Below are 20,213 nucleotides of genomic sequence, written 5' to 3'. Positions count from 1 at the left end.
TAGTTATGCAACTCAAACTATTGAGGGTACTCAGGCATGGGATACTTTTATGTCTCTTGTTGCTACTACACGTCAGTTGGGAATCAGTTTTTTTGATTATGTGCGCGACCGAATTTCTCAACTTGGAGTTATTCCCTCTCTGTCCACTATTATTCGCGAAAAATCTGCTCTTTATCCGTTGGGATTGTCTTGGCAGCCAGATTAACTGCTACCCCTACTTATTGAGCCGATACGATTTTTCCTTCTGTATCTGGTATGGGATTGCAGGCAAATAATTCTATTTGACGAGATATCCAATCTCCATCCTGACTCCGTAACATCATCCTATCTAACCGTCCCGCAAGTCCAGTTAAACTCATTAATGCCGCCAAAGGATTAGCCTGGGGATGGAAAGTGTATCCCGGATCTTGGGGATGCAGTGTTTGCCAAATATCAATAAAATTGTTTTGCGTTAATATTTCTGCTGGTTCGTTGTCTTTGGCATTAAAATCGCCAACAATTAGGCAATCTCCCGGCTGTGAATTTAGATATTCTAGCAAGATAGTAAGTTGCTTAGACCTGACTTTTTCAGAATTTTTATTGTAATCGCTGGTAAAATGGACGGCGGCGACATTGAGAGTTTTGCCATTCAGCAACCACTTTCCTACTAAAACCCGCTTCCGTGGCGAGTAGCGATATTCTACTAAAGTAAATGGCAATCGCGATAGCAGTAATAAACCGTGCCATTCCAGCGTTTCGCCTTGGGGAGATTCGGAGATATGATAAGCCTGAACCCAATCCTCGGCTAATAATTTTTCTAATAAACGCGGTGTTACTTCTTGAAGGGCGATAATATCGGCATCACACTGACGCAGATGCTCTATAATTATCGGAATTCGCTGGGCTGTCTCGGTAAGTTCTGACTCGTAGAGATCTGATAATACGTTAAAACTGACAATTTTTAATCTGGTTATTGTTACCGACTCTAAAGGCAAATTGCTAGCTTGCCAATTTTGTCGATTGTATTGGTAAATATATCTAGTGGGGAAGTCTTTAACCAAGGTGGGATCTGATTGTTGAGGATCGATTTGCTGTTGCTGGTTTGCCGATTCTATGTTTTCCGTCGCGACAACCCATGCGGCGACTGGTAATTCTCCAGTAGTAAACAAGTCTATCAGCCGATCGCGATCCCAAACAATTGTTTCCCCACATTTCACATAACGAATCCGATGCCAGGGAATATCGCCATCGACTGCCCATTCAGACAAAGGCTTTTCTCGCATATTACCAGAAATGCGATCGCTAAAACCAAGGCTAAAGGCACGATGGTCTAAACGACTATCCCATAAAATGCGATCGTAAATCTCGCGGATTGTCGCCATTTTGGGTTTTGGAGACTTTGGCTGTGACATAGTATGATGTGGTTATAGTTACACGTGTAATGTAAATGTAACTATATTGTACTACACGAAAAGGCGATCGTGTCGGGTGCGATGGGTGTCGATAAGGTAGCTTATTCCCATTTCCCATTGAAGGTTCGTAGTGTGGACTTTAGTCCGCAGTATGTTGCGGACTAAAGTCCACACTACGAACAATTTTTGTTATGTTAATCGACCGGACTTGATATTACAGGCAATTATTAACTTGAAAAAATTGAAAGGCGATGATAATGCCTATCAGCTTCGGATTGGCGACTCATCGAATAGGTTTTTATTTTGATGGCGAAACAGTTACTTTTGCCAGGGTGCTTCACCGGAAAGATCTTTATCGCTACTTTCCACCATAAAACTGTTTTCACTCTGACAGAATGTTTTAAGCAACTTTTCCTTGTCCTTTGAAGTAGTAGATTAATGTATTTGTACCCGATTAGTGCTAAAGTGCGATCGCCCTTTACGACAAAAAGTGCGATCGCCATTTTCAACTACTAACCAGAAATCACCTGGTTCAGCAAATGAGCCTGAGAACCCTCAAGACGAGGGCCGTGAATCTGCACCACCATTGAAGCCAAATAATTGCCCCAACGAGCCGCTTTTACAGCACTCAAACCATTAGTAATTCCAAACAAAACACCGCCTGCAAAAGCATCGCCAGCACCCACAGTATCGATCGCCTTTACCGGAAATCCAGCCACATCTACAATCTGTTTGTTTTCCACTACCATGCAGCCCTTATCCCCATTCGTGATAAAAGCCAAATCCGAAATCTCGCTCATCTTGCGAGCGCACTCTTCCAAAGATTCCTCCTTAAAAAAGCTCCGAACTTCATCAGAGTTGCAAAAAATGACATCGCAATATTCCGAAACCACCTTGTGAAAATCATCCGCAAATCGATCGACCAAAAAGCCATCCGAAAAAGTAAAAGCCACCTTCACACCCAGACGCTTAGACTGTTCCATCGTCTCAATACTAGCCTTTCTGGGCTCCGGAGCATCCCAAAGATAGCCCTCAACATAACTGTACTTGCAGTGAGACAGGCGATCGACATCAATATCAGTCGCCGCCAGAGTAGTAGAAACCCCCAAATTAGTACACAGCGTGCGTTCCGCATCCGGCGTAGTCAGCACGACACAAGTACCCGTGGGCCCATTCGACTCAGTAGCAGGATGCACATTAAAATCAATCCCAGCCTCCAGCAAATCTTGGCGGTAAAATTCGCCGTTAGTATCCTTAGCAACCTTCCCCGAATAATAGCCTTTACCGCCACTCTGAGCCAAACCAATCATCGTATTTGCCGCAGAACCCCCCGATCGCATTTGCAGCGAATTGTGTTCCAAATCGTGCAAAATTCCCCCCTGGGTTTCCGAATTCATCAGCGTCATCGCGCCGCGATTCAGTCCGTGCTTGACCACAAAATCATCTTCGACTAATGCTAGGATGTCTACAAGGGCATTGCCCACGCCAAACACATCTACGGAACCGGATTCTGGATTGTTTTCTGTCATCACTAATTTTTGGTTTACACTAACTATCAACTCTATAATAAATCGGATGAAAGTCAATATCCTTGCATCCCCAAATCCAAATCCTCAATCCCCAATCCCCAATCCCCAATCTAAAAATCCTTAATCCTCAATCTAAAATCTAAAAATCCTCAATCTAAAATCTACAATCCAAAATTGATATGACTTCTCTCCCACCTCTGATTCAGCAGATGTTGCAGCCCGGGTTTTACCCGCACAGGGTGACAGAACCCGTGCAGCTAATTCAGACTCACATTTCCTTTGTCCTGCTGACAGGAGATTATGCTTACAAAATCAAGAAACCCGTCAATTTTGGCTTTTTGGACTATTCGACTGTGGAGAAACGGCAGCATTTCTGCATCCAAGAATTGGAAATGAACCGACGCACAGCACCGGAAATTTATCTCGAAGTTTTGCCAATTATTCAAAGTGGCGATGCGTTTCAATTTGGCAGTAATGTACCAGATGTAACTCCGACAAAATCTGCTGTAGAATACGCGCTTAAAATGCGGCAGTTTCCTCAAGATTCGCTGTTGCTTAGTTTGTTGGAACACGGACTGTTGACTGAGCAAATTATGGCAGACTTAGGGCGCGAAGTTGCCAAGTTTCACAGCACGGCAGTTAGTAATAGCTACATTCGCACATTTGGCGAAGTCAGTCAGATTCGCACAGCAATAGATAACAATTACCGGATTTCCCAAAAATATATCGGCGGCCCGCAGACTCAGAGTCAATATCGGGAAACTAAAGATTATACTGATGCGTTTTTTGAGCGAAATCAAGACTTGTTCGAGCGACGGATTGCCAACAAGAAAATTCGCGAGTGTCACGGAGATTTGCACTTGCGGAATATAGCATTGTGGCAAGATAAAATACTGCTGTTTGACTGCATTGAATTTAACGAGCCTTTTCGCTTTGTGGATGTCATGTACGATATTGCTTTTACAGTCATGGATTTGGAATCGCGGGGGCGCAGAGATTTAGGAAATGTTTTTCTCAATACTTACGTCGAACAAACAGGCGATTGGGAAGGACTGCAAGTGCTGCCGCTGTATTTGAGCCGTCAAGCTTATGTGAGAGCAAAAGTAACTTCGTTAATGTTGGACGATGAAGCGGTTTCTACTAATGAAAAAGCACAGATTTCACAGACTGCCGCTCATTACTACAAACTGGCTTGGGAATACACAAAGCCGCGCCGGGGAAAGTTAACTTTGATGTCTGGTTTGTCTGGTTCTGGAAAAAGTACAGCGGCTCGATATTTGGCCCGCCACACTGGGGCGATTCACATTAGATCCGATGCTGTTCGCAAACATTTAGGGGGAATTCCTTTAAATGAACGCGGTGGTCAAGATTTGTACTCGGATGAGATGACGGCGCGGACTTATGGTAGATTGTTAGAGTTGGGGATAATGCTGGCTGACCGAGGTTGGGATGTGATTTTAGATGCTAAGTTCGATCGCCAAAACTTGAGAACCGATGCGATGAATCTGGCTCAATCCCACGGCTTGCCCCTGCAAATCGTTTACTGCACCGCACCAATGGCAGTATTGCGAGAACGACTGCAACAGCGCACAGGCGATATTGCCGACGCCACAGCAGAACTATTGACCTCGCAACAAGCAGAAGCAGAACCTTTTACAGAATTAGAGCAAATTTCTCTAAACGTTGTAGATACCGCACAAGACTTAGATGTACAATTAAATTTGATTTGTGGGAAGTAGTTGAATTGCGATCGCCCGCGATGAATCTTACTTCTCTGCTAATATTGTCAATATCTTTCTGTATTATTACAAAAATAACTTGCAGCTCATGGCAAAATTTAACGGAGACTCCAAGGGGTTTAACCCCGCGCTGATCTGGTTTGTGTTGTTTACCGTTGGGTTTCGCTTAGTAGGATGTAGTCTGCCCGTGAGTATTGGCCTTGGTGTCCTCGGCGGCGTGGCAGCAGGCTTAATGGTCGCTTGGTGGCACAATGAACTACTACTCAACCCGAATACACGTTCCAAGGAGAAAACCTCGGATGCTATCCTCAATAAAGAAGTCGTGGAAGTAGACGGGCATAAATACAAAACCTCCCGGCGTGAGCCTACTTCATTCTTTGACTGGCTATCAGAGCCTGAGGATCGTCGCTAGCACCGATTTGTTTTTAGTATTGAGTTTTGAGCTTTAATTTTAATAGTGTAAAATTCAAAACTCAATCATAAAAATTAAACTTTTAGACCAAAATAGTTAGCAGATCCCTGCCACTCCCAAGCTTACGGATGTTGAAATCATCAACAGTTTGTAGTGCGGACTTTAGTCCGCAGGGTATAGCGGACTACGAACGAATCTTAAAGTTTGTAGTGCGGACTTTAGTCCGCAGGGTATAGCGGACTACGAACGAATCTTACTGGGGTTAATAGAACCGAGACGGTATTATAAATTACAAATTATCGCTAAGGATCAATTAGAATTATTTCCTGAATGTTTGTATTTCTGTCTAAACTTCTGCCACTGTTTATTTATCCTTTGGGATTGAGTTGCCTGTTAATGATGGCGGCTTTGATCGTACTTTGGAAGCGTCCCAAATGGGTGGCGGCACCAATGGCTGGGGCTCTAATTATTTTACTGCTTGGAAGTAGCGGTTGGGTGTCAAAATCGTTAGTGCGATCGCTCGAATGGCAAAATTTACCAACCGCCGAGCTCCCTCAAGCTGAAGCGATTATCGTGTTGGGTGGCGGTGTGAAAGCAGCGCTAGCACCTCGCCCTTGGGTAGAATTGGGGGAAGCGGGCGATCGTATAATATACGCTTCCCGACTTTACCGTCAAGGCAAAGCTCCCCTGTTAGTGCTCAGCGGCGGTAGAGTAGATTGGAAAGGTGGGGGCTCTCCCGAATCGGCAGATATGGCAGAAATTGCCCAAACAATGGGCGTACCGGCATCAGCAATTTTGCAAGATCCCGATTCCCACAACACCTATCAAAATGCCGTCAACGTGCGGCAAATCTTAGACGCAAAAAACATCAAAAAGCCCGTTTTGCTAGTGACATCGGCGATGCACATGACTCGATCCCTCTTAATTTTTCAGCGCCAGGGAATAAAAGTAATTGCAGCACCAACAGATTTTCAGATAACCCAGCAGGATATCGCCACATCTCAAAGCAACGGGCTAGCATTCGCCCTCGACTTATTGCCGGATACCTATTATCTACACCAGTCTACGAAAGCTCTCAAAGAATACATCGGCTTAATCGTATATCGCCTGCGGGGATGGCTTTAATGGATTTTGGATTTTAGATTTTGGATTTCAACTAATATCGTATCCTGTCGATTGACCGCAATAAGTAAGGAACGCACGTGTGGACTTTAGTCCGCATCAATTTCTGCGGACTAAAGTCCACACTACGAACGGTTTTTGTTATAATATCAAGCAACAATCAATGCAACAATATTGGTAGAGTGTGGATTCATCAATTGTACTCAAAAAAAGACTAAAATAATGAGAGTTAAATAACTTACCATTTGATGATTATTGTGGGATGGGCGTCCCGCCCGTCCAGAGAAGACGGGCGGGACGCCCATCCCACTTTCAAGAGTGTAAATTATTTAATTTAGGCCCCTAAAAATCTACCCAGCGACGCATGACTCACGACAATCTCTGAATAAACCAACTCAACGCACGATTTTTTATAAATCTTATAAATTCTAAAATCCCAAATCTAAAATTCGATGAATTAATGTGTTAACTTAAAGTAATCACAGCAAATATTTGCCACAGTCGCCCCCAAACAATTATGTTGCCCCACGAGCTACAAAACATTGTCCCAGAACCGACTCCAACGGCTGAAATTTTTCAGAGACATCAAGTTGTCCGTGAGTTTTATGACGAAGTTAAATACCGTCAAGAATTTGAGCTTTATTGCCAGTGGTATTATGCTACAGCTAAGCAGCACCAACAAGAATTGCAGAAAATGCAGGGAGATTTTAATATATTCGCTTGGTTCCGTCGCGGACATACTCCGGGCACGTAAAAGCGCGGGGATTCTAAGGTCAAACTGCGATTGCATGGCCTGTCTAACATCACCTGACTCGGGCGGTTGATGCCAAGAAAAACAAACAAGTTATTCTTGGCAGAGTTTTCATCCTGTCCATCTATCGGATATGGCCTCGGCGGTAGCCGTTTTCAACAAATATAGCCTTTATCAAAAAGATGAGGTATAACTGACAGCTTATATAACCAGTTCCACTAAGAGGGCCCAAGCCCAACAACATACCTCATCTTTCTAAGAACCGCTATATCCTATTTCAACTGCTCGAATAAATCCCTCTTTCTTGCAGTTGCTGAATAAAAAACTCTTCCAAAGAAGGCTTAGCCAAATTCATCCCAATTAGCTGCCCTCCCATCACGCTCAAATTAGCAATAAAGTCCTTCGGATGTCCCTGCAAATGACCGTACCACAAATCATTATCAACTTCCATATCCGGTATCCATTTTTGCAGAATATTCAAATGGCCACCCTTACCTTGAACTCGGTAAGTTTTAGTATTACCCAAAAGTTCATCGATCGCACCAACACAGATTAACTCACCGCGAGCCAAAATTGCCACCCGATCGCAAATCTTCTCCACATCCGAGAGTACGTGCGAATTAAAAAAAATCGTTTTCCCTTGATTTTTCAGCGATAAAATTATCTCCCGCATCTGATAGCGCCCCATCGGATCTAAACCAGACATCGGTTCATCCAAAAATACTACATCGGGATTGTTAATCAAAGCTTGAGCCATGCCGATCCGTTGCAGCATTCCCTTAGAATACTGGCGCAACTGTTTTTTAATTGCCGCCGATTGAGCTAGCCCAACTAAATCTAGTAAATGCGGAATTCGCTGCCGCTGAATCGAGGGGGGGATTTGAAATAAGCCCGCCGCAAATTGCAAAAATTCCCAGCCCGTGAGATAATCGTAAAAATAGGGATTTTCTGGCAAATAGCCGACTCGTTGCTTCACAGTGCGATCGCCCAAAGGCTTCCCCAACAACAGCGCCCTGCCAGAAGTCGGCCGCACTATCCCCAGCAAAGTCTTCAGCAGCGTAGTTTTCCCCGCTCCATTCTGCCCTAACAGCCCGAAAGTTTCCCCCTCAGAGACAGTCAGAGTGCAATTTTTGAGCGATTCAATCTTTTCGTTCATCCAGAAGCCAGTACGGTAGAACTTCCCCAGATCAAATGTTTCCACCACTGGGGTAGCCCCCGGCATCTGGGTGGAAGTTGGCGCATCTATAACAGGTTCCATTTTCGTCATATAAATAAGTAGCACCTGATTATATTCTATTGCATAAGTCCCTTAATAATTGCTCCATTTAATGTTAAACTAAGATTAGCTGCACTTAAATTTTTCTGAATATGGAACGTTCAAAAATTATTGCTATTATCACCGGCGTCATTTCTGTAATTCTAGCAGTTGCCTACCTGCTGCTCGTCACTCTCCTCGACTTCCGAGGCGAAATGGTTCCCGCACCTCAAAGTCAGTTGCCAGTATCGCCGCAAGTTCAGCAATTGGTTACAGTCAATCAGACTTTGCCATCAGTGATGGCAAAAATAATATAAATCAAATTCCGCAATTTCGCCAGTAAATTATGTAGATAAAATTACTGGCGAACTATTGCTATTTGTAGGTGCGCTTTGTAGAGTGTTCTTTGGCACATTTTACGTTAGTGCTGTCCGCGCTCGCGTGTATTCATAACAGTGCTGTCGGCGCTCGCGAGAATTGGCAGCAGTGCGAGCATCCTCACTCACTCCTAAGAAAGAACACGGGCGGAGGCGATCGCACTACACTCCGACTGATACAGCCTTTCTCAAAAAGATGAGGTATGACTGACAGCTTATATAACCACTAAATATAGAGGGCTCGCATCCCAACTACATACCTCATCTTTCTGATTACCGCTATAAATCAATTAATAAACATGAATTGCTTTCATCATGTGATATGCAACTAGCAACTGCGTCAAAGCTAGCGGGTAACTTTGCAAAACTTCGCCAGTGGTGCCGATTAGTTTGCCAATTTCCTGGTTGCCTTGGGCACTGCAAAATCCCCGCAGGTGGGGCATTTCGTTGCACAAAATCTTTTCCAGCTCGCTTACTTGTTCGCTGGTAGCATGGGAGTCTACTTCTAAAACATCTACTGGTTTCCCCATATCGCGATCGAGTCCCAAACGAATGGCAGGTTTAAAACTATCGCTGCCTTGAGCTAAAATCTCAGTAAAATCAGGGTGAGGAATTGTTGGTCTCAGGACTAAACGCACGCTCAAATTTGATTCTTTGTCGGCTTCTGGCGGGTAAAAGCTAACTACAACATCGGCAAATTTGCGCTGGGGGCGAATATAATTTTCTGAATCCGGTTCCCGCTTTTCCATTTCTGCAAGTACCTGTTCTTCAGTATAACCGCGCTTCATAATATCGCGCTTAACTTTCCACTGAGTTCGCAACTCTTCTGGGGGAGCAAGATACACTTTGACATCGTAAGAATCGCGGATAGTTCGGGTTGAGTAACCCAGCAAACCTTCAACTATTACAAATTTTTCTGGCTTGATGTATTCCGGGGGATCGAATGTACCTGAGTGGTGGTTGTATATGGGTTTGAGAATTGCTTGACCTGTACGCAGCAGGCTGAGGTGCTGCTGCATGATGTCGAGGTAATTGCAGTCGGGATGCAGTGCTGTGAGCCCGATTTCGGCGCGCTGCTGTCTGTCATACCTATGATAGTCGTCTGTGCAAATCACAGTGACATTTTCTGGCCCCAATACTTGGGCAATTCCCCGCGTCAGGGTGGTTTTGCCTGCTGCGCTGTCTCCGACAATACCGAGAATGATTGGTCGATCGCTCATTGTTGTTACCCCGACGGACAATAGCAAATTTTTTCTGAATCTTAAATCTTATCAAAATTGTACTCGATCCGATCGCTAATCGCATGGTTTGACTTGCTCCCTTCCCGAGTTTCCCCATGTGTAAAATTATTGTATTATTTCTTAATAAAATGTCGCACCAGAGACTCAGGGATGATATGACGAAAAGATCGCGCCCATTTCTCGATCGCCCGCCATGTCGATCGTACTTTTAAATCCAGGTATACTAAGAATTTCGGGAAAATTAGCCCCGCCAACTGTGCCAGTAAGTCCATGAGTGTAGTGTAAATTGCAACAGCGGTGGGAATAGTGCGATATGTTTGTTTTCAAAACGGGTATCAAGCAGTCAGTTGACAGTTGACAGTTGACAGTTGACAATTGACAGCGAACTCTACCTAGAAGTCAGAGGATTGGAGTAATGAATCGTCTGATTTTAATTTCTACGCCAAAGACTTGGGGCTTTTAACCAATTATTTCTGGTCAATCAACTTAGCAGTCAATCAATCTACACAGAGGGCGATCGAATTTACCCGCAACATGAAGTTTTAGGCAAAGCTTTTGTTGTACCTGACAAATTAGTATACATTTGAGTCAAGGAGGCATTCCTACATCAAAAATAGGGTCGATCGCTCTTTCTCGCTTGCTGCAACAAGTAGTTTTATGAAAAAAAAGGTTTCGACACACCGTCCGTAAGTTTTTAATTTAAACCGATCTTAAGTTTAACTAACTTCCTAGCAAGCTGATGAATCAACCATCTTTTGAAAAATTCAGGGGCAGTATTTTAATTGTTGACGACACTCTTAACAATTTAAGTTTACTGGAGCGAATCTTGTCGAAAAAAGGCTATGAAGTACGACTTGCATCTAGTGGCCAACGGGGACTCGAAGCTGTAGATTTGACTCAACCTGACTTAATTTTGCTGGATATTATGATGCCTGGTCTCGATGGCTATGAAGTTTGCAGTCGCTTGAAAGCTAGCGATCGCACTCGCGGCATTCCCATTATTTTTTTGAGTGCTTTGGTAGAAGTTTCTCATAAGGTGAAAGCCTTTAATGCTGGCGGGGTGGATTACATTATTAAACCTTTTCAAGCAGTAGAAGTGCTAGCTAGGGTTGAAAATCAATTGCGACTGCGGGAATTAGAACTGCAACTTACGCATAAAAATCAGATGTTGCAACTGGAAATCGCTTTTCGGGAAGAGGCAGAAATTGAAACGCGGTTGCTCTTGGAAACAACCAAATTTCAGAAAGAAGAAATTGAAGAATTGCTCTTAAATATTTTGCCTAAACCGATTGCCGATCGCTTGCAGGAAGGACAAAGCATAATTGCTGACAGCTTTTCGGATGTCAGCGTTTTATTCGCTGATTTGGTGGGATTTACAAATTTTGCATCTCAAAAAAGTGCGGCAGAAACGGTGAAAGTTCTCAATCAAATTTTTAGTCAATTCGATCGGTTATCGTTAGAGCACGGTTTAGAGAAAATCAAAACTATTGGTGATGCTTACATGGTAGTTGGCGGTTTGCCGGAACCGCAAGAAAATCACGCAGAGGCGATCGCCCAAATGGCACTCGATATGCAAGCTGCTCTGGCTAGCTTCAATCTCAAACACAATCAAACTTTTAGTCTCCGCATTGGGATAAATATTGGTGGGGTGGTGGCGGGAGTCATTGGTTTAACTAAATTTAGTTACGATTTGTGGGGGGATACAGTGAATGTTGCTCACCGGATGGAATCAAACGGTATTCCGGGAGAAATTCAGGTGACTGCTGCGGTTTATGAGCGTTTGAAAGATTATTTTTCCTTGAAAATGCGCGGTGCTGTTGAAATTAAAGGTAAAGGAGAAATGATGACTTATTTGTTGCTCGGGCGAAAGTAGTCAATTGACTGTTGACTGTTGTCAGTTGACGGTTGTCAGTTCTCAGTTCTCAGTTCTCAGTTGAGCGACTAATGACAGCAGGACTAATGATTAATGACTAATGATATCGTTTCTGGTTGCATCGGTATTGTTTAAACAGTCAACAGTTAACAGTTAACAGTTAACAGTTAACAGTCAACAGTCAACAGCTAACAATTACCAATTACAATTCCCAATTCCCAATTCCCAATTCCCAATTCTCATATATTAGATTTACTGAATATTAAAAAGTATTTTCAGGAACACTCTATTGGCGTATTGCTACGCAAAATACCAGTGTTTTGCGTTCATTTAAGACATTTAATATTAACCGTAGAAACTTATATATAGCGGTTTTCAGAAAGATTCGCGGACGTTGTTGGGAAGAGAGCCCTCTTGATTTCAGCGGTTATGTAAGCTGTCAGCCATACCTCATCTTTTTGAGAAAGGCTATAGCGGTTATCAGAAAGATTCGCGGACGTTGTTGGGCTTGAGCCTCCTTGGTTTAAGTGGTTATATAAGCTGTCAGTTATACCTCAATACCGTTTACTGGTATACCGCCCTGGGGGTAAACCGCTATGAAAAATAGATACGGAGATTGCTTCGTTCCTCTCTTCGGACATCTTAAGTAAACCGTATTGAGTTATACCTCATCTTTTTGAGAAAGGCTATACGTCAATACGGTTTACTTAACCCTTTTTTAGGAATTTTATCTGACGATTTTCTAGGCAGTACAGACATTTTTTGCAAGTCAGATTCTTCTTAAGTAAATGGTATTGGGCTATACGTAAGTAACAAACTCTAGTCCCGATCGTCCCAGTATAAAATATTATTCCGTAGCAGATCAGTAGAATTTTAGATCGAAAGCTCGAAAATTCGCTGTTTATGCCCTAAGATAGATACACTAACTATTTTCAACTTAATTCCTGGCTTGGGGTCAGCCAATATGGATGCAACAATAGATGCAGTACATTTGACTGCGGTAATGCCTGGAGATCGCCCGATCGCGAATTTTACACCGATTTATCGAACCGCTTTCGGGGCTGTGGGCGATTGAAACCGCTAACCCGCCTGTAGCAAACTCTTGTAGTTTCCCGATCGGCGCGAAACGACCAAAAATCTAGATATTCCGGGCGCAATTCCTGCCCGCAGTATAAAAACCTACGCCCGCAGTTACCGATTTGTTGTGGACTTCTGCGAGGCGGTTGTGCCAGAATGCGATCGTCGAGCTGCATCGCGTGACAGTTAATTGCATCGCTCGAAATAGTCATCAAGCAAACAGATATTCTCGACGAAATCGAAAGGAGGTCAGTTATTTTAAAATATATGAAAGATTCCTATCTGGGAAGTTTTATTTATAGTAACCTGCCAGATAAAATGGGATAAATCTTATCACAAATAAACGCCGGATCGGCAATATATTCCAGCCGCAATCCGAAGTAGTTTGACAGGGAGATACCAACAAGATTTATGGGAAAGTTGTGTTGCAATGCTAGTAACTATGATCCACGAATTTTACGATGCGCTGGCACATTTAGCAGTCTATGAAGATGCCGCACCGACAAAGCAAAAACAAATCCTAAAACGTGTTTTTGTAATTCAAAAAAACCTCAAAGAATTCGCGCACCGTAACCCGAACAGTCACCAGCACAAATTAGATCTGGTTGAAGCAGAATGGCTTCGCGTTTTTGGGAAGACTACAGAAGCAATGGAACTTTACGATCGAGCTATTGCCGGAGCTAAAGCTAACGATTTTTTGAATGAAGAAGCTCTTGCTTGCGAACTCGCTGCTAAGTTTTACCTGTCATTGGGAAGAGAAAAAATTGCTATAGCCTACATGATAGACACCTATGATTGCTATCTGCGCTCGGGAGATCGAGCCAAAATTGATGAATTAGAAAAATGCTATCCTCAACTGTTGTCAGCGATTTTGCAGCCTGCTAAACTCGCTACAGATTCATTAGCAACCTTCGCGATACCTGCCAAACAAAATCAATCTGTACCTTCATTGATGAATCCGTCTGTGTCGGCGACAGTCTCAGATTTTGGGAATTTTTCAACTCTGCTAAAAGCTTGTCAAGCGCTTTCTAGTGAAAGAGATCTGCAGCAACTAATTGCCAAACTGATACAACTGGCGATGAGAAATACAGGCGTTGAGAAAGCAGTGCTGATTTTGCAAAACGGCAATCAATGGGAAATTGCTGCTGCAAGAGCGATCGACAATTTGGGCGTCGATCGGGCGATCGACTTATCATCCGCAACACTCGATCAAAACAGCGATATCCTGCCCCTAAACATTGTTGATTGCGTTAAAGAATTGTTAAAACCTGTGATTTTGCGGGGCATTCCTCAACAATGTGATTGGGAGTCCGACTCCTACATCCTCAAATACCAACCGCAGAGCCTGTCGTGTTTGCCGATTCTCGATCGAGACAAGTTAGTCGGCATTTTGTATCTAGAGAATCTGTTAACTGCAAGAGTTTTTACGCGCGATCGGCTGCAATATCTCAATCTCCTGTGTTCTCAAGCAGCCATCAGTTTGTCAAATGCTCTGCTATATAAAAGTTCTCAGGATTACAGCCAAAAATTAGAGCGAATGCTAACAAAAGTCAGCCGAACAGAAGTTCAGCTTGCCGAGCAAAAACAAATGCTGCAAGCGATTCTTGATGTCGCTCCGATTTGGATTTGGATGGTTAATCCTCAGGGAAAAGTACACTTTTTCAACAACACTTTTTGTCAAGATATCGGTGTGTCTCTCTCCGCTTTACTAGCTGTCGAACATTACAAAGATATACTCGGAGAAAATGCAGCGAATTGCCTGGTTTCAGATGCAGCCTGTCTTGCCCAAGATTCACCCCATTACTCCAACGAAACTCTAATGTTTGTGGACGGCAAACTGCACTATTTAGAAGTCACAAAAGTGCAGTTAAAAAAATCCGATGGCGAGAGGATCGGGATTATTGGTTTGGGTGTTGATGCCACCGAGCGTAAGCGAGCACAGGAACTTTTGCAACAGCAAAATCAGCGCCTCGAACAAACTTTAAAAGATTTACAGCAAACGCAACTGCAACTCGTACAAAATGAGAAAATGTCGGCTTTAGGTAATTTAGTTGCCGGAGTCGCCCACGAAATCAACAATCCTATTGGGTTTATTTCGGGCAATTTAAGTGAAGCTAAAAGAAGTTTCGGAGATGTAATAGAACACTTAGAATTGTATCGCTCTGATGCACCCAAATCGGAAATTGCGAACCATGCCGAAGAGATAGATCTCGATTATCTCTTGGAAGATTTACCGAAGATGATTAATTCCATGGAAGTCGGGTGCGATCGCATTTCCAGCATCAGCACCAGTTTGCGTACATTCTCCCGAGGCGATAAAGACTACAAAGTTCCTTTTAATATTCACGACGGGATTGATAGCGCTATTTTGATTTTGAAACACCGTCTAAAAGCTAACGAAAATCGCCCGCAGATTGAAGTGATAGCTAAATACGGTAATATCCCTAAAATTGAATGTTTTCCCGGTCAATTAAATCAAGTTTTTATGAACTTACTTGCCAATGCGATCGATGCCTTAGAAGAGTTAAATATTGGACGCACTTTTCACGAAATTGCTGTCAATCCCAACCGCATTACGATTTGCACTAATGTAATCGGGGAAGATTATATTATAATTAAAATTGCTGATAACGGAACCGGGATGCCAGAAGAAGTAAAAAAACACATATTCGACCATTTGTTCACGACAAAAGCTGTCGGGAAAGGAACGGGATTGGGGTTGGCAATTGCCCATCAGATTGTGGTAGAAAAACATGGTGGCACTATCGAGGCGAAGTCCCAGTCTGGAGTTGGCACTGAGTTTGCGATCGTTTTGCCTGTGAAAGGATAAATTATAGTTGACTGTTGACTGTTGACTGTTGACTGTTGACTGTTGACTGTTGACTGTTGACCGAAGTAATAAGTAATAAGTAATAAGTAATAAGTAATAAGTAATAAGTAATATAGCCTTTTTCAAAAAGATGAGGTATTTCTGACAGCTTATATAATCACTAAGCGTATAGGGGCTAAAGCCCAACAACGTACCTCATCTTTATGAACACCGTTATAAGTAATAAGGAAGTCCGATGGAAGTCGGAAGAAGGAAGAAGGAAGAAGCAATAAAAGCAAGGATTTCAGCAATTAACAACATCCTAATCGTCTTGGCGGTTGCTATGTAATGAAAATTAAATGTTTTTTATTCCTGCACGCAGACTGACCTCAAAAACTCGATTTCTTGCTATATTTCTCGTTACTAGACGCAAAATTTCCTAGAAACCGGGTTTCTAGCCCCCTGATGCGTAAGCCCTGAAACTGTCCGAAATGTTGATAATTAAAATTAAATGTTGTTTGGGCGATCGAATAGCACTGTACACAAGGCTTGTAGTGAGGACTTTAGTCCTTCTATGGATGCGGACTGAAGTCCGAACGATCAAACCTTTTCCAATTTACTAACATCGAATAGCACTGTACACAAGGCTTGTAGTGAGGACTTTAGTCCTTCTATGGATGCGGACTGAAGTCCGAACGATCAAACCTTTTCTAATTTACTAACATCGAATAGCACTGTACACAAGGCTTGTAGTGAGGACTTTAGTCCTTCTATGGATGCGGACTGAAGTCCGAACGATCAAACCTTTTCTAATTTACTAATTTGGTAAGTTCAATTTGATTATTTGTCCAACTGATACTTCGTGTTTGTGAGTTGCTACTACCACGGCGCCTTCTAATCGCGGATCGTAACATCCAACCCAAGCGGCAGGATGGCATTCGTGCACTAAATACCCGTACAGCCAAATTGCTCCTCTACCTTCAATGACAATTCCTTGGCTAAATTGAACATTTTGAGGGATTTTTAAACCTTGTAAATCTTCGGGTGTGATAATACCGTCTTGAGTTGTAATTCGGAAGCGTAAATGTTGGTAGGCTAAACCGTTTTGAGCTTGATTGGGGATTATTGTTAATTCAATAGGGTTCATTGGAGGCACAAATGTTGAATATTTTTACAGAATTATATCATGTTCGATAGCATGGGCGGGGGCGGGTTTATGAGATTGTAGATTATGGGCAATTATTGTTGGTGAACCCGCCCCTACAAAATTTAACATCATACAATTCGGAATTAAACAGACATGATGTCAAATACCTTTTAGGGTAAATTTGGAATTCGATCGCCCACTTTGAGTCCCAACTGGGCCGCCCTGCCGCCTTTGAGTTCAATCACTCCGTCAACGGGAACATCGGGGCCGTAGTTGGGGCAGGTGTCGCTCAAACAGGGCGGTACGTTGGGAATTATCGCCTGCACTACCCCTTCGCGCAGAAAAATCATATCCAGCTCGATTTGCACGTTTCTCATCCAGAAGCGCACGTTGCGCGGGGGGGCGATCGGGAAAAGCATTCCCCTGTCATCTGGTAATTCTGTGCGAAACATTAAGCCAATTGCTTGTTCTTGGGGAGTTTTCGCTACTTCCAGTCCGATCCTCTGCGTTGGCGTAGCCCCCGTAGGGGCGGGCTCCGCTAACGCCCCAGCGCCCACAATCGCATTCACAGAAACTGGCAAAAGTTGACCCACATCCATCCCACCAAACATTGAGATAAAGTTTGATTCAGTCAAATTAAATTTTCCTGAAACTACTCCTAAATAGTTGCCAGAATTTTTATTTTGCATCACAGTTTGGTTCTCAGAAACAGAAATATTCAAATCGCTAAACTTTATGCCTTCTGTCAAGACAATTTTATCATTGCCGCTGCCAAAATCTGTAATAACATCGGCTTGGGTGACAGTAGATGCAGCAGAGGTGCTTTCAATCACAAATAAATCATCGCCCGCGCCTCCTGTCAAGATATCTTTGCCTTCGCCACCGATTAGTAAATCGTTCCCCCGATCGCCATTAATCACATCTTCACCTTGTCCTCCATAGATTGTATCGCTTCCCTGACCTCCAAACAGGGTATCGGCGCCTTCGTTTCCGGCGATCGAGTCATTGTCGCGATCGCCAAAAATTAGGTCATTCCCCGCCAAACCTTGAATAGTGTCATTTCCCGCAAATCCTCTCATCGTATCGTTTCCGGGAGTTCCCAGGAGAAAATCGAAGCCGAAAGTACCGCCGATGTTAACCATTTTGCGTTTAATGATGCGTTTCAAAAGAGGAAGATTTGGCGATCGGCATCCGCCAACCGGTACCAAAAGCTCGATCGCTAATTTTCAAGCCTGGCGCTGCTTGTCGCCGTTTAAACTCCGATTGCCTGACTAATTTTACTACACGCTTAACCACGGCTTCATCGTGTCCCGCCGCGATAATTTGTTGGACAGATTCGTGATGTTCGATCGATCGCTGCAAGATGTCATCCAAAACATCATAAGCAGGCAAAGAATCTTGGTCAACCTGCCCCGGCTTCAGTTCAGCACTCGGCGCTTTATCAATAATATTAACTGGAATGATTTCTTTTTCCAAGGGCGGGCACGGGGACACCGCCCCTACAGATTCGGCAGAATTCAGCCACCGACAAAGCGAATAAACCCGAGTTTTTGGCACATCAGAAATCACGGCCAATCCGCCATTCATATCGCCGTATAGAGTGCAGTAACCCACCGACATTTCCGATTTATTGCCCGTGGAAAGCAGCAAATGTCCAAATTTATTAGAAATCGCCATCAACAGATTGCCACGAATGCGGGATTGGATATTTTCCTCAGCAATTCCGAAAGGGGTATTGAGAAACAAATCGCCGAGAGTGCGATCGTAAGTTTTCATCAAATCGCCGATCGGCAACATTTCGATCGCAATTCCGAGATTTTTAGCTAACTCCAAAGCATCATTAACCGAATGATCCGAACTGTAAGGAGAAGGCATCAGCACCCCTAACACATTTTCGGGCCCGATCGCACAACTGGCGATCGCCGCCACCAAAGCCGAATCTATCCCGCCACTCAAACCAAGTACAACCTTAGAAAAACCGCATTTGCGAACATAATCTCGGACTCCCAAAACCAAAGCAGCCCAAATTTCCGCATCCCCGAAAGGCGGTTCAAAACTTAAATCTGTTGTGGAACTTAAATCTGTTGCGGAACTTAACTCTGTTGTGGAACTTAAATCTTCTCCGTTCCCGCCACCAATTAAATCTTGTTTGTTTTCATCATATTCCAGCACAGCAAAATCAGTTTCAAAAGAAGCCAATACCCGAATCAAATTCCCCTGACGATTCACCGCAAAACTGCTGCCATCAAAAATAATATCATCATTTCCACCTACCTGATTAGCATAAACAATCGGTATCCCCGAACGGATGACACTGTGGTGCAACATCGCCGATCGCACTCCCCGCTTCCCGACAGAATAAGGTGATGCTGACAAATTCACCACTAAATCCACGCCCAACTTTGTCAAATCGGAAATAGGATCGCCCGCGTAACTGCGTTTACCCCAAAACTCCTCATTATTCCACAAATCCTCACAAATTGTCACACCAATTTTGAGTTCACCAATAGTGAAATAATTACTGTTTTGTCCCGGTTCAAAATATCTATCTTCATCAAATACATCATAGGTAGGCAACAAGCGTTTATGAAAAACTTGTTGCACTGCGCCATTTTGCAACAAAACAGCACTGTTGAACAATAACTTCTCGCCTAGTTTCACAGCATCAGCATTAGGCATGGCAGTGCCGACAATGACTGCTAACTCCGGTGGCAAAACTTGCGCCAGTTGCAGCAACTGTGCGGCGGCAATTGCAATGAAAATCGGGTTCATCAACAAATCGCGAGGCGGATAACCCAGCAGAGAAAGTTCCGGTGTTAGCAATAAGTTTGCGCCCTCAATCTGCGCTTTTTTCGCAGCTTCCAGAATTAGGTTGGAGTTGCCACAGATATCACCAATAGTAGGGTTGAGTTGTGCGATCGCAATTTTCATACTTACCAAGTCACCTAATAAATCTTGCTAGCAGTCCGCTCGCGCGGACTCAATTTCCTATAGTCTTAGACTTGAATGTAGGGAAACATTACTCAGATTTGTAACGCTTCAATTCTTCCTCAATAAAATGATTCACCAAATCCCGGTAGAGTTTTTCTACCACATCAGGATTCAAACCCGATTCCAAAGCCCACTCGCGTCGCTGTTGTAACATAGCCTGAAAGCGATCGGGCGCTCTAACGCTCGCTTCACTCGTTTTGAACCTGGCTGCTGCGATGACGTATTGAAATCTCTTGCTCAAAGCATCGATCACTTCTCGATCGATGATATCAATTTCCTCGCGAACCTCGTGAATACTAGCACATTCATCAGGGTTTTTCATCTGCGGCACTCCTCAATAGATTGTTTTCTCATGTTACTCAATTGAACTCATAATGTCAGTCGATTTTAGATCTTAGATTTTAGATATTAGATTGACTCCACGGATTAATCTGAGAGATTGAACCTTAGTCTCAAATTTGGCGATCGACCCTCAGCAAGCGTCGGTGGCGGCTATTTT

At 43.4% G+C, this 20,213-nt stretch carries 17 protein-coding genes and 1 pseudogene; 8 read left to right on the top strand and 10 right to left on the bottom strand.

Annotated features, from left to right (window positions below):
- Positions 1 to 205 (top strand): annotated as a pseudogene (locus QZW82_RS28140) (hypothetical protein); the annotation flags it as partial.
- Positions 206 to 218: 13 nt separating this feature from the next.
- Here the strand turns inward: QZW82_RS28140 and QZW82_RS28135 are convergent.
- Positions 219 to 1,361 (bottom strand): RNA repair domain-containing protein, encoded by a 1,143-nt coding sequence (locus QZW82_RS28135; protein WP_293156268.1) that lies wholly within the window; start codon positions 1,359 to 1,361, stop codon positions 219 to 221.
- A 542-nt stretch (positions 1,362 to 1,903) separates the two neighbouring features.
- A complete protein-coding gene (locus QZW82_RS28130; protein ID WP_293156265.1) occupies positions 1,904 to 2,920 on the bottom strand; it encodes an adenosine kinase in 1,017 nt (338 codons plus the stop codon).
- A 179-nt stretch (positions 2,921 to 3,099) separates the two neighbouring features.
- On the opposite strand from QZW82_RS28130, the gene QZW82_RS28125 reads away from it, so the two are divergent.
- From QZW82_RS28125 to QZW82_RS28110, 4 genes are all read left to right on the top strand, one after another.
- Positions 3,100 to 4,659: an AAA family ATPase gene (locus QZW82_RS28125; protein WP_293156262.1), complete on the top strand. Its 1,560-nt coding sequence runs from the start codon at positions 3,100 to 3,102 to the stop codon at positions 4,657 to 4,659.
- 88 nt (positions 4,660 to 4,747) lie between these two features.
- Positions 4,748 to 5,071, top strand: a complete 324-nt coding sequence (locus QZW82_RS28120) for a hypothetical protein (RefSeq protein ID WP_293156260.1) — start codon at positions 4,748 to 4,750, stop codon at positions 5,069 to 5,071.
- A gap of 330 nt (positions 5,072 to 5,401) precedes the next feature.
- A complete protein-coding gene (locus QZW82_RS28115) occupies positions 5,402 to 6,196 on the top strand; it encodes a YdcF family protein (RefSeq protein ID WP_293156257.1) in 795 nt (264 codons plus the stop codon).
- A 514-nt stretch (positions 6,197 to 6,710) separates the two neighbouring features.
- Complete coding sequence (locus tag QZW82_RS28110) at positions 6,711 to 6,947, top strand: hypothetical protein (RefSeq protein WP_293156254.1); 237 nt, start codon at positions 6,711 to 6,713, stop codon at positions 6,945 to 6,947.
- A gap of 274 nt (positions 6,948 to 7,221) precedes the next feature.
- Here QZW82_RS28110 and QZW82_RS28105 read toward each other — a convergent pair whose 3' ends face one another.
- Positions 7,222 to 8,202 carry an ABC transporter ATP-binding protein gene (locus tag QZW82_RS28105; RefSeq protein ID WP_293156249.1) on the bottom strand — a complete coding sequence of 327 codons (981 nt, stop codon included), beginning with the start codon at positions 8,200 to 8,202 and terminating at the stop codon, positions 7,222 to 7,224.
- Between the two features lie 110 nt (positions 8,203 to 8,312).
- On the opposite strand from QZW82_RS28105, the gene QZW82_RS28100 reads away from it, so the two are divergent.
- Positions 8,313 to 8,516, top strand: a complete 204-nt coding sequence (locus QZW82_RS28100) for a hypothetical protein (protein ID WP_293156246.1) — start codon at positions 8,313 to 8,315, stop codon at positions 8,514 to 8,516.
- Positions 8,517 to 8,866: 350 nt separating this feature from the next.
- Here QZW82_RS28100 and QZW82_RS28095 read toward each other — a convergent pair whose 3' ends face one another.
- Together QZW82_RS28095 and QZW82_RS28090 are read right to left on the bottom strand one after the other, a co-directional pair.
- The gene (locus QZW82_RS28095; RefSeq protein ID WP_293156244.1) at positions 8,867 to 9,796 is read right to left on the bottom strand and encodes a phosphoribulokinase; all 930 of its coding nucleotides are present in this window, start codon (positions 9,794 to 9,796) and stop codon (positions 8,867 to 8,869) included.
- Between the two features lie 165 nt (positions 9,797 to 9,961).
- Positions 9,962 to 10,192, bottom strand: a complete 231-nt coding sequence (locus QZW82_RS28090) for a hypothetical protein (RefSeq protein ID WP_293156241.1) — start codon at positions 10,190 to 10,192, stop codon at positions 9,962 to 9,964.
- A 364-nt stretch (positions 10,193 to 10,556) separates the two neighbouring features.
- On the opposite strand from QZW82_RS28090, the gene QZW82_RS28085 reads away from it, so the two are divergent.
- The gene (locus QZW82_RS28085) at positions 10,557 to 11,690 is read left to right on the top strand and encodes an adenylate/guanylate cyclase domain-containing protein (RefSeq protein WP_293156238.1); all 1,134 of its coding nucleotides are present in this window, start codon (positions 10,557 to 10,559) and stop codon (positions 11,688 to 11,690) included.
- 1,031 nt (positions 11,691 to 12,721) lie between these two features.
- On the opposite strand, the gene QZW82_RS28080 is transcribed toward QZW82_RS28085, so the two are convergent.
- The gene (locus QZW82_RS28080) at positions 12,722 to 12,979 is read right to left on the bottom strand and encodes a hypothetical protein (RefSeq protein WP_293156235.1); all 258 of its coding nucleotides are present in this window, start codon (positions 12,977 to 12,979) and stop codon (positions 12,722 to 12,724) included.
- 218 nt (positions 12,980 to 13,197) lie between these two features.
- On the opposite strand from QZW82_RS28080, the gene QZW82_RS28075 reads away from it, so the two are divergent.
- On the top strand, positions 13,198 to 15,597 hold the full coding sequence (locus tag QZW82_RS28075) for an ATP-binding protein (RefSeq protein ID WP_293156230.1): 2,400 nt from the start codon (positions 13,198 to 13,200) through the stop codon (positions 15,595 to 15,597).
- A gap of 796 nt (positions 15,598 to 16,393) precedes the next feature.
- Here the strand turns inward: QZW82_RS28075 and crn3 are convergent.
- The 4 genes from crn3 to QZW82_RS28055 all read right to left on the bottom strand — a co-directional run bounded on the left by crn3 (position 16,394) and on the right by QZW82_RS28055 (position 20,036).
- The gene (gene crn3 / locus QZW82_RS28070) at positions 16,394 to 16,723 is read right to left on the bottom strand and encodes a CRISPR-associated ring nuclease Crn3/Csx3 (RefSeq protein WP_293156227.1); all 330 of its coding nucleotides are present in this window, start codon (positions 16,721 to 16,723) and stop codon (positions 16,394 to 16,396) included.
- A gap of 170 nt (positions 16,724 to 16,893) precedes the next feature.
- Positions 16,894 to 17,889 carry a DUF192 domain-containing protein gene (locus QZW82_RS28065; RefSeq protein WP_293156225.1) on the bottom strand — a complete coding sequence of 332 codons (996 nt, stop codon included), beginning with the start codon at positions 17,887 to 17,889 and terminating at the stop codon, positions 16,894 to 16,896.
- Positions 17,873 to 19,654, bottom strand: a complete 1,782-nt coding sequence (locus QZW82_RS28060) for an NAD+ synthase (RefSeq protein ID WP_293156222.1) — start codon at positions 19,652 to 19,654, stop codon at positions 17,873 to 17,875. The genes QZW82_RS28065 and QZW82_RS28060 overlap by 17 nt, the downstream gene beginning before the upstream one ends.
- Before the next feature lie 88 nt (positions 19,655 to 19,742).
- A complete protein-coding gene (locus QZW82_RS28055; RefSeq protein WP_293156219.1) occupies positions 19,743 to 20,036 on the bottom strand; it encodes an isochorismate lyase in 294 nt (97 codons plus the stop codon).
- Positions 20,037 to 20,213: the final 177 nt, after the last annotated feature.

The sequence above is a fragment of the Microcoleus sp. bin48.metabat.b7b8b9.023 genome (genome assembly GCF_013299185.1).
Taxonomy (GTDB): domain Bacteria; phylum Cyanobacteriota; class Cyanobacteriia; order Cyanobacteriales; family Microcoleaceae; genus Microcoleus.
Note: the sequence above shows the minus strand (reverse complement) of the source record. Positions and strands in the feature narration are given on the sequence as shown.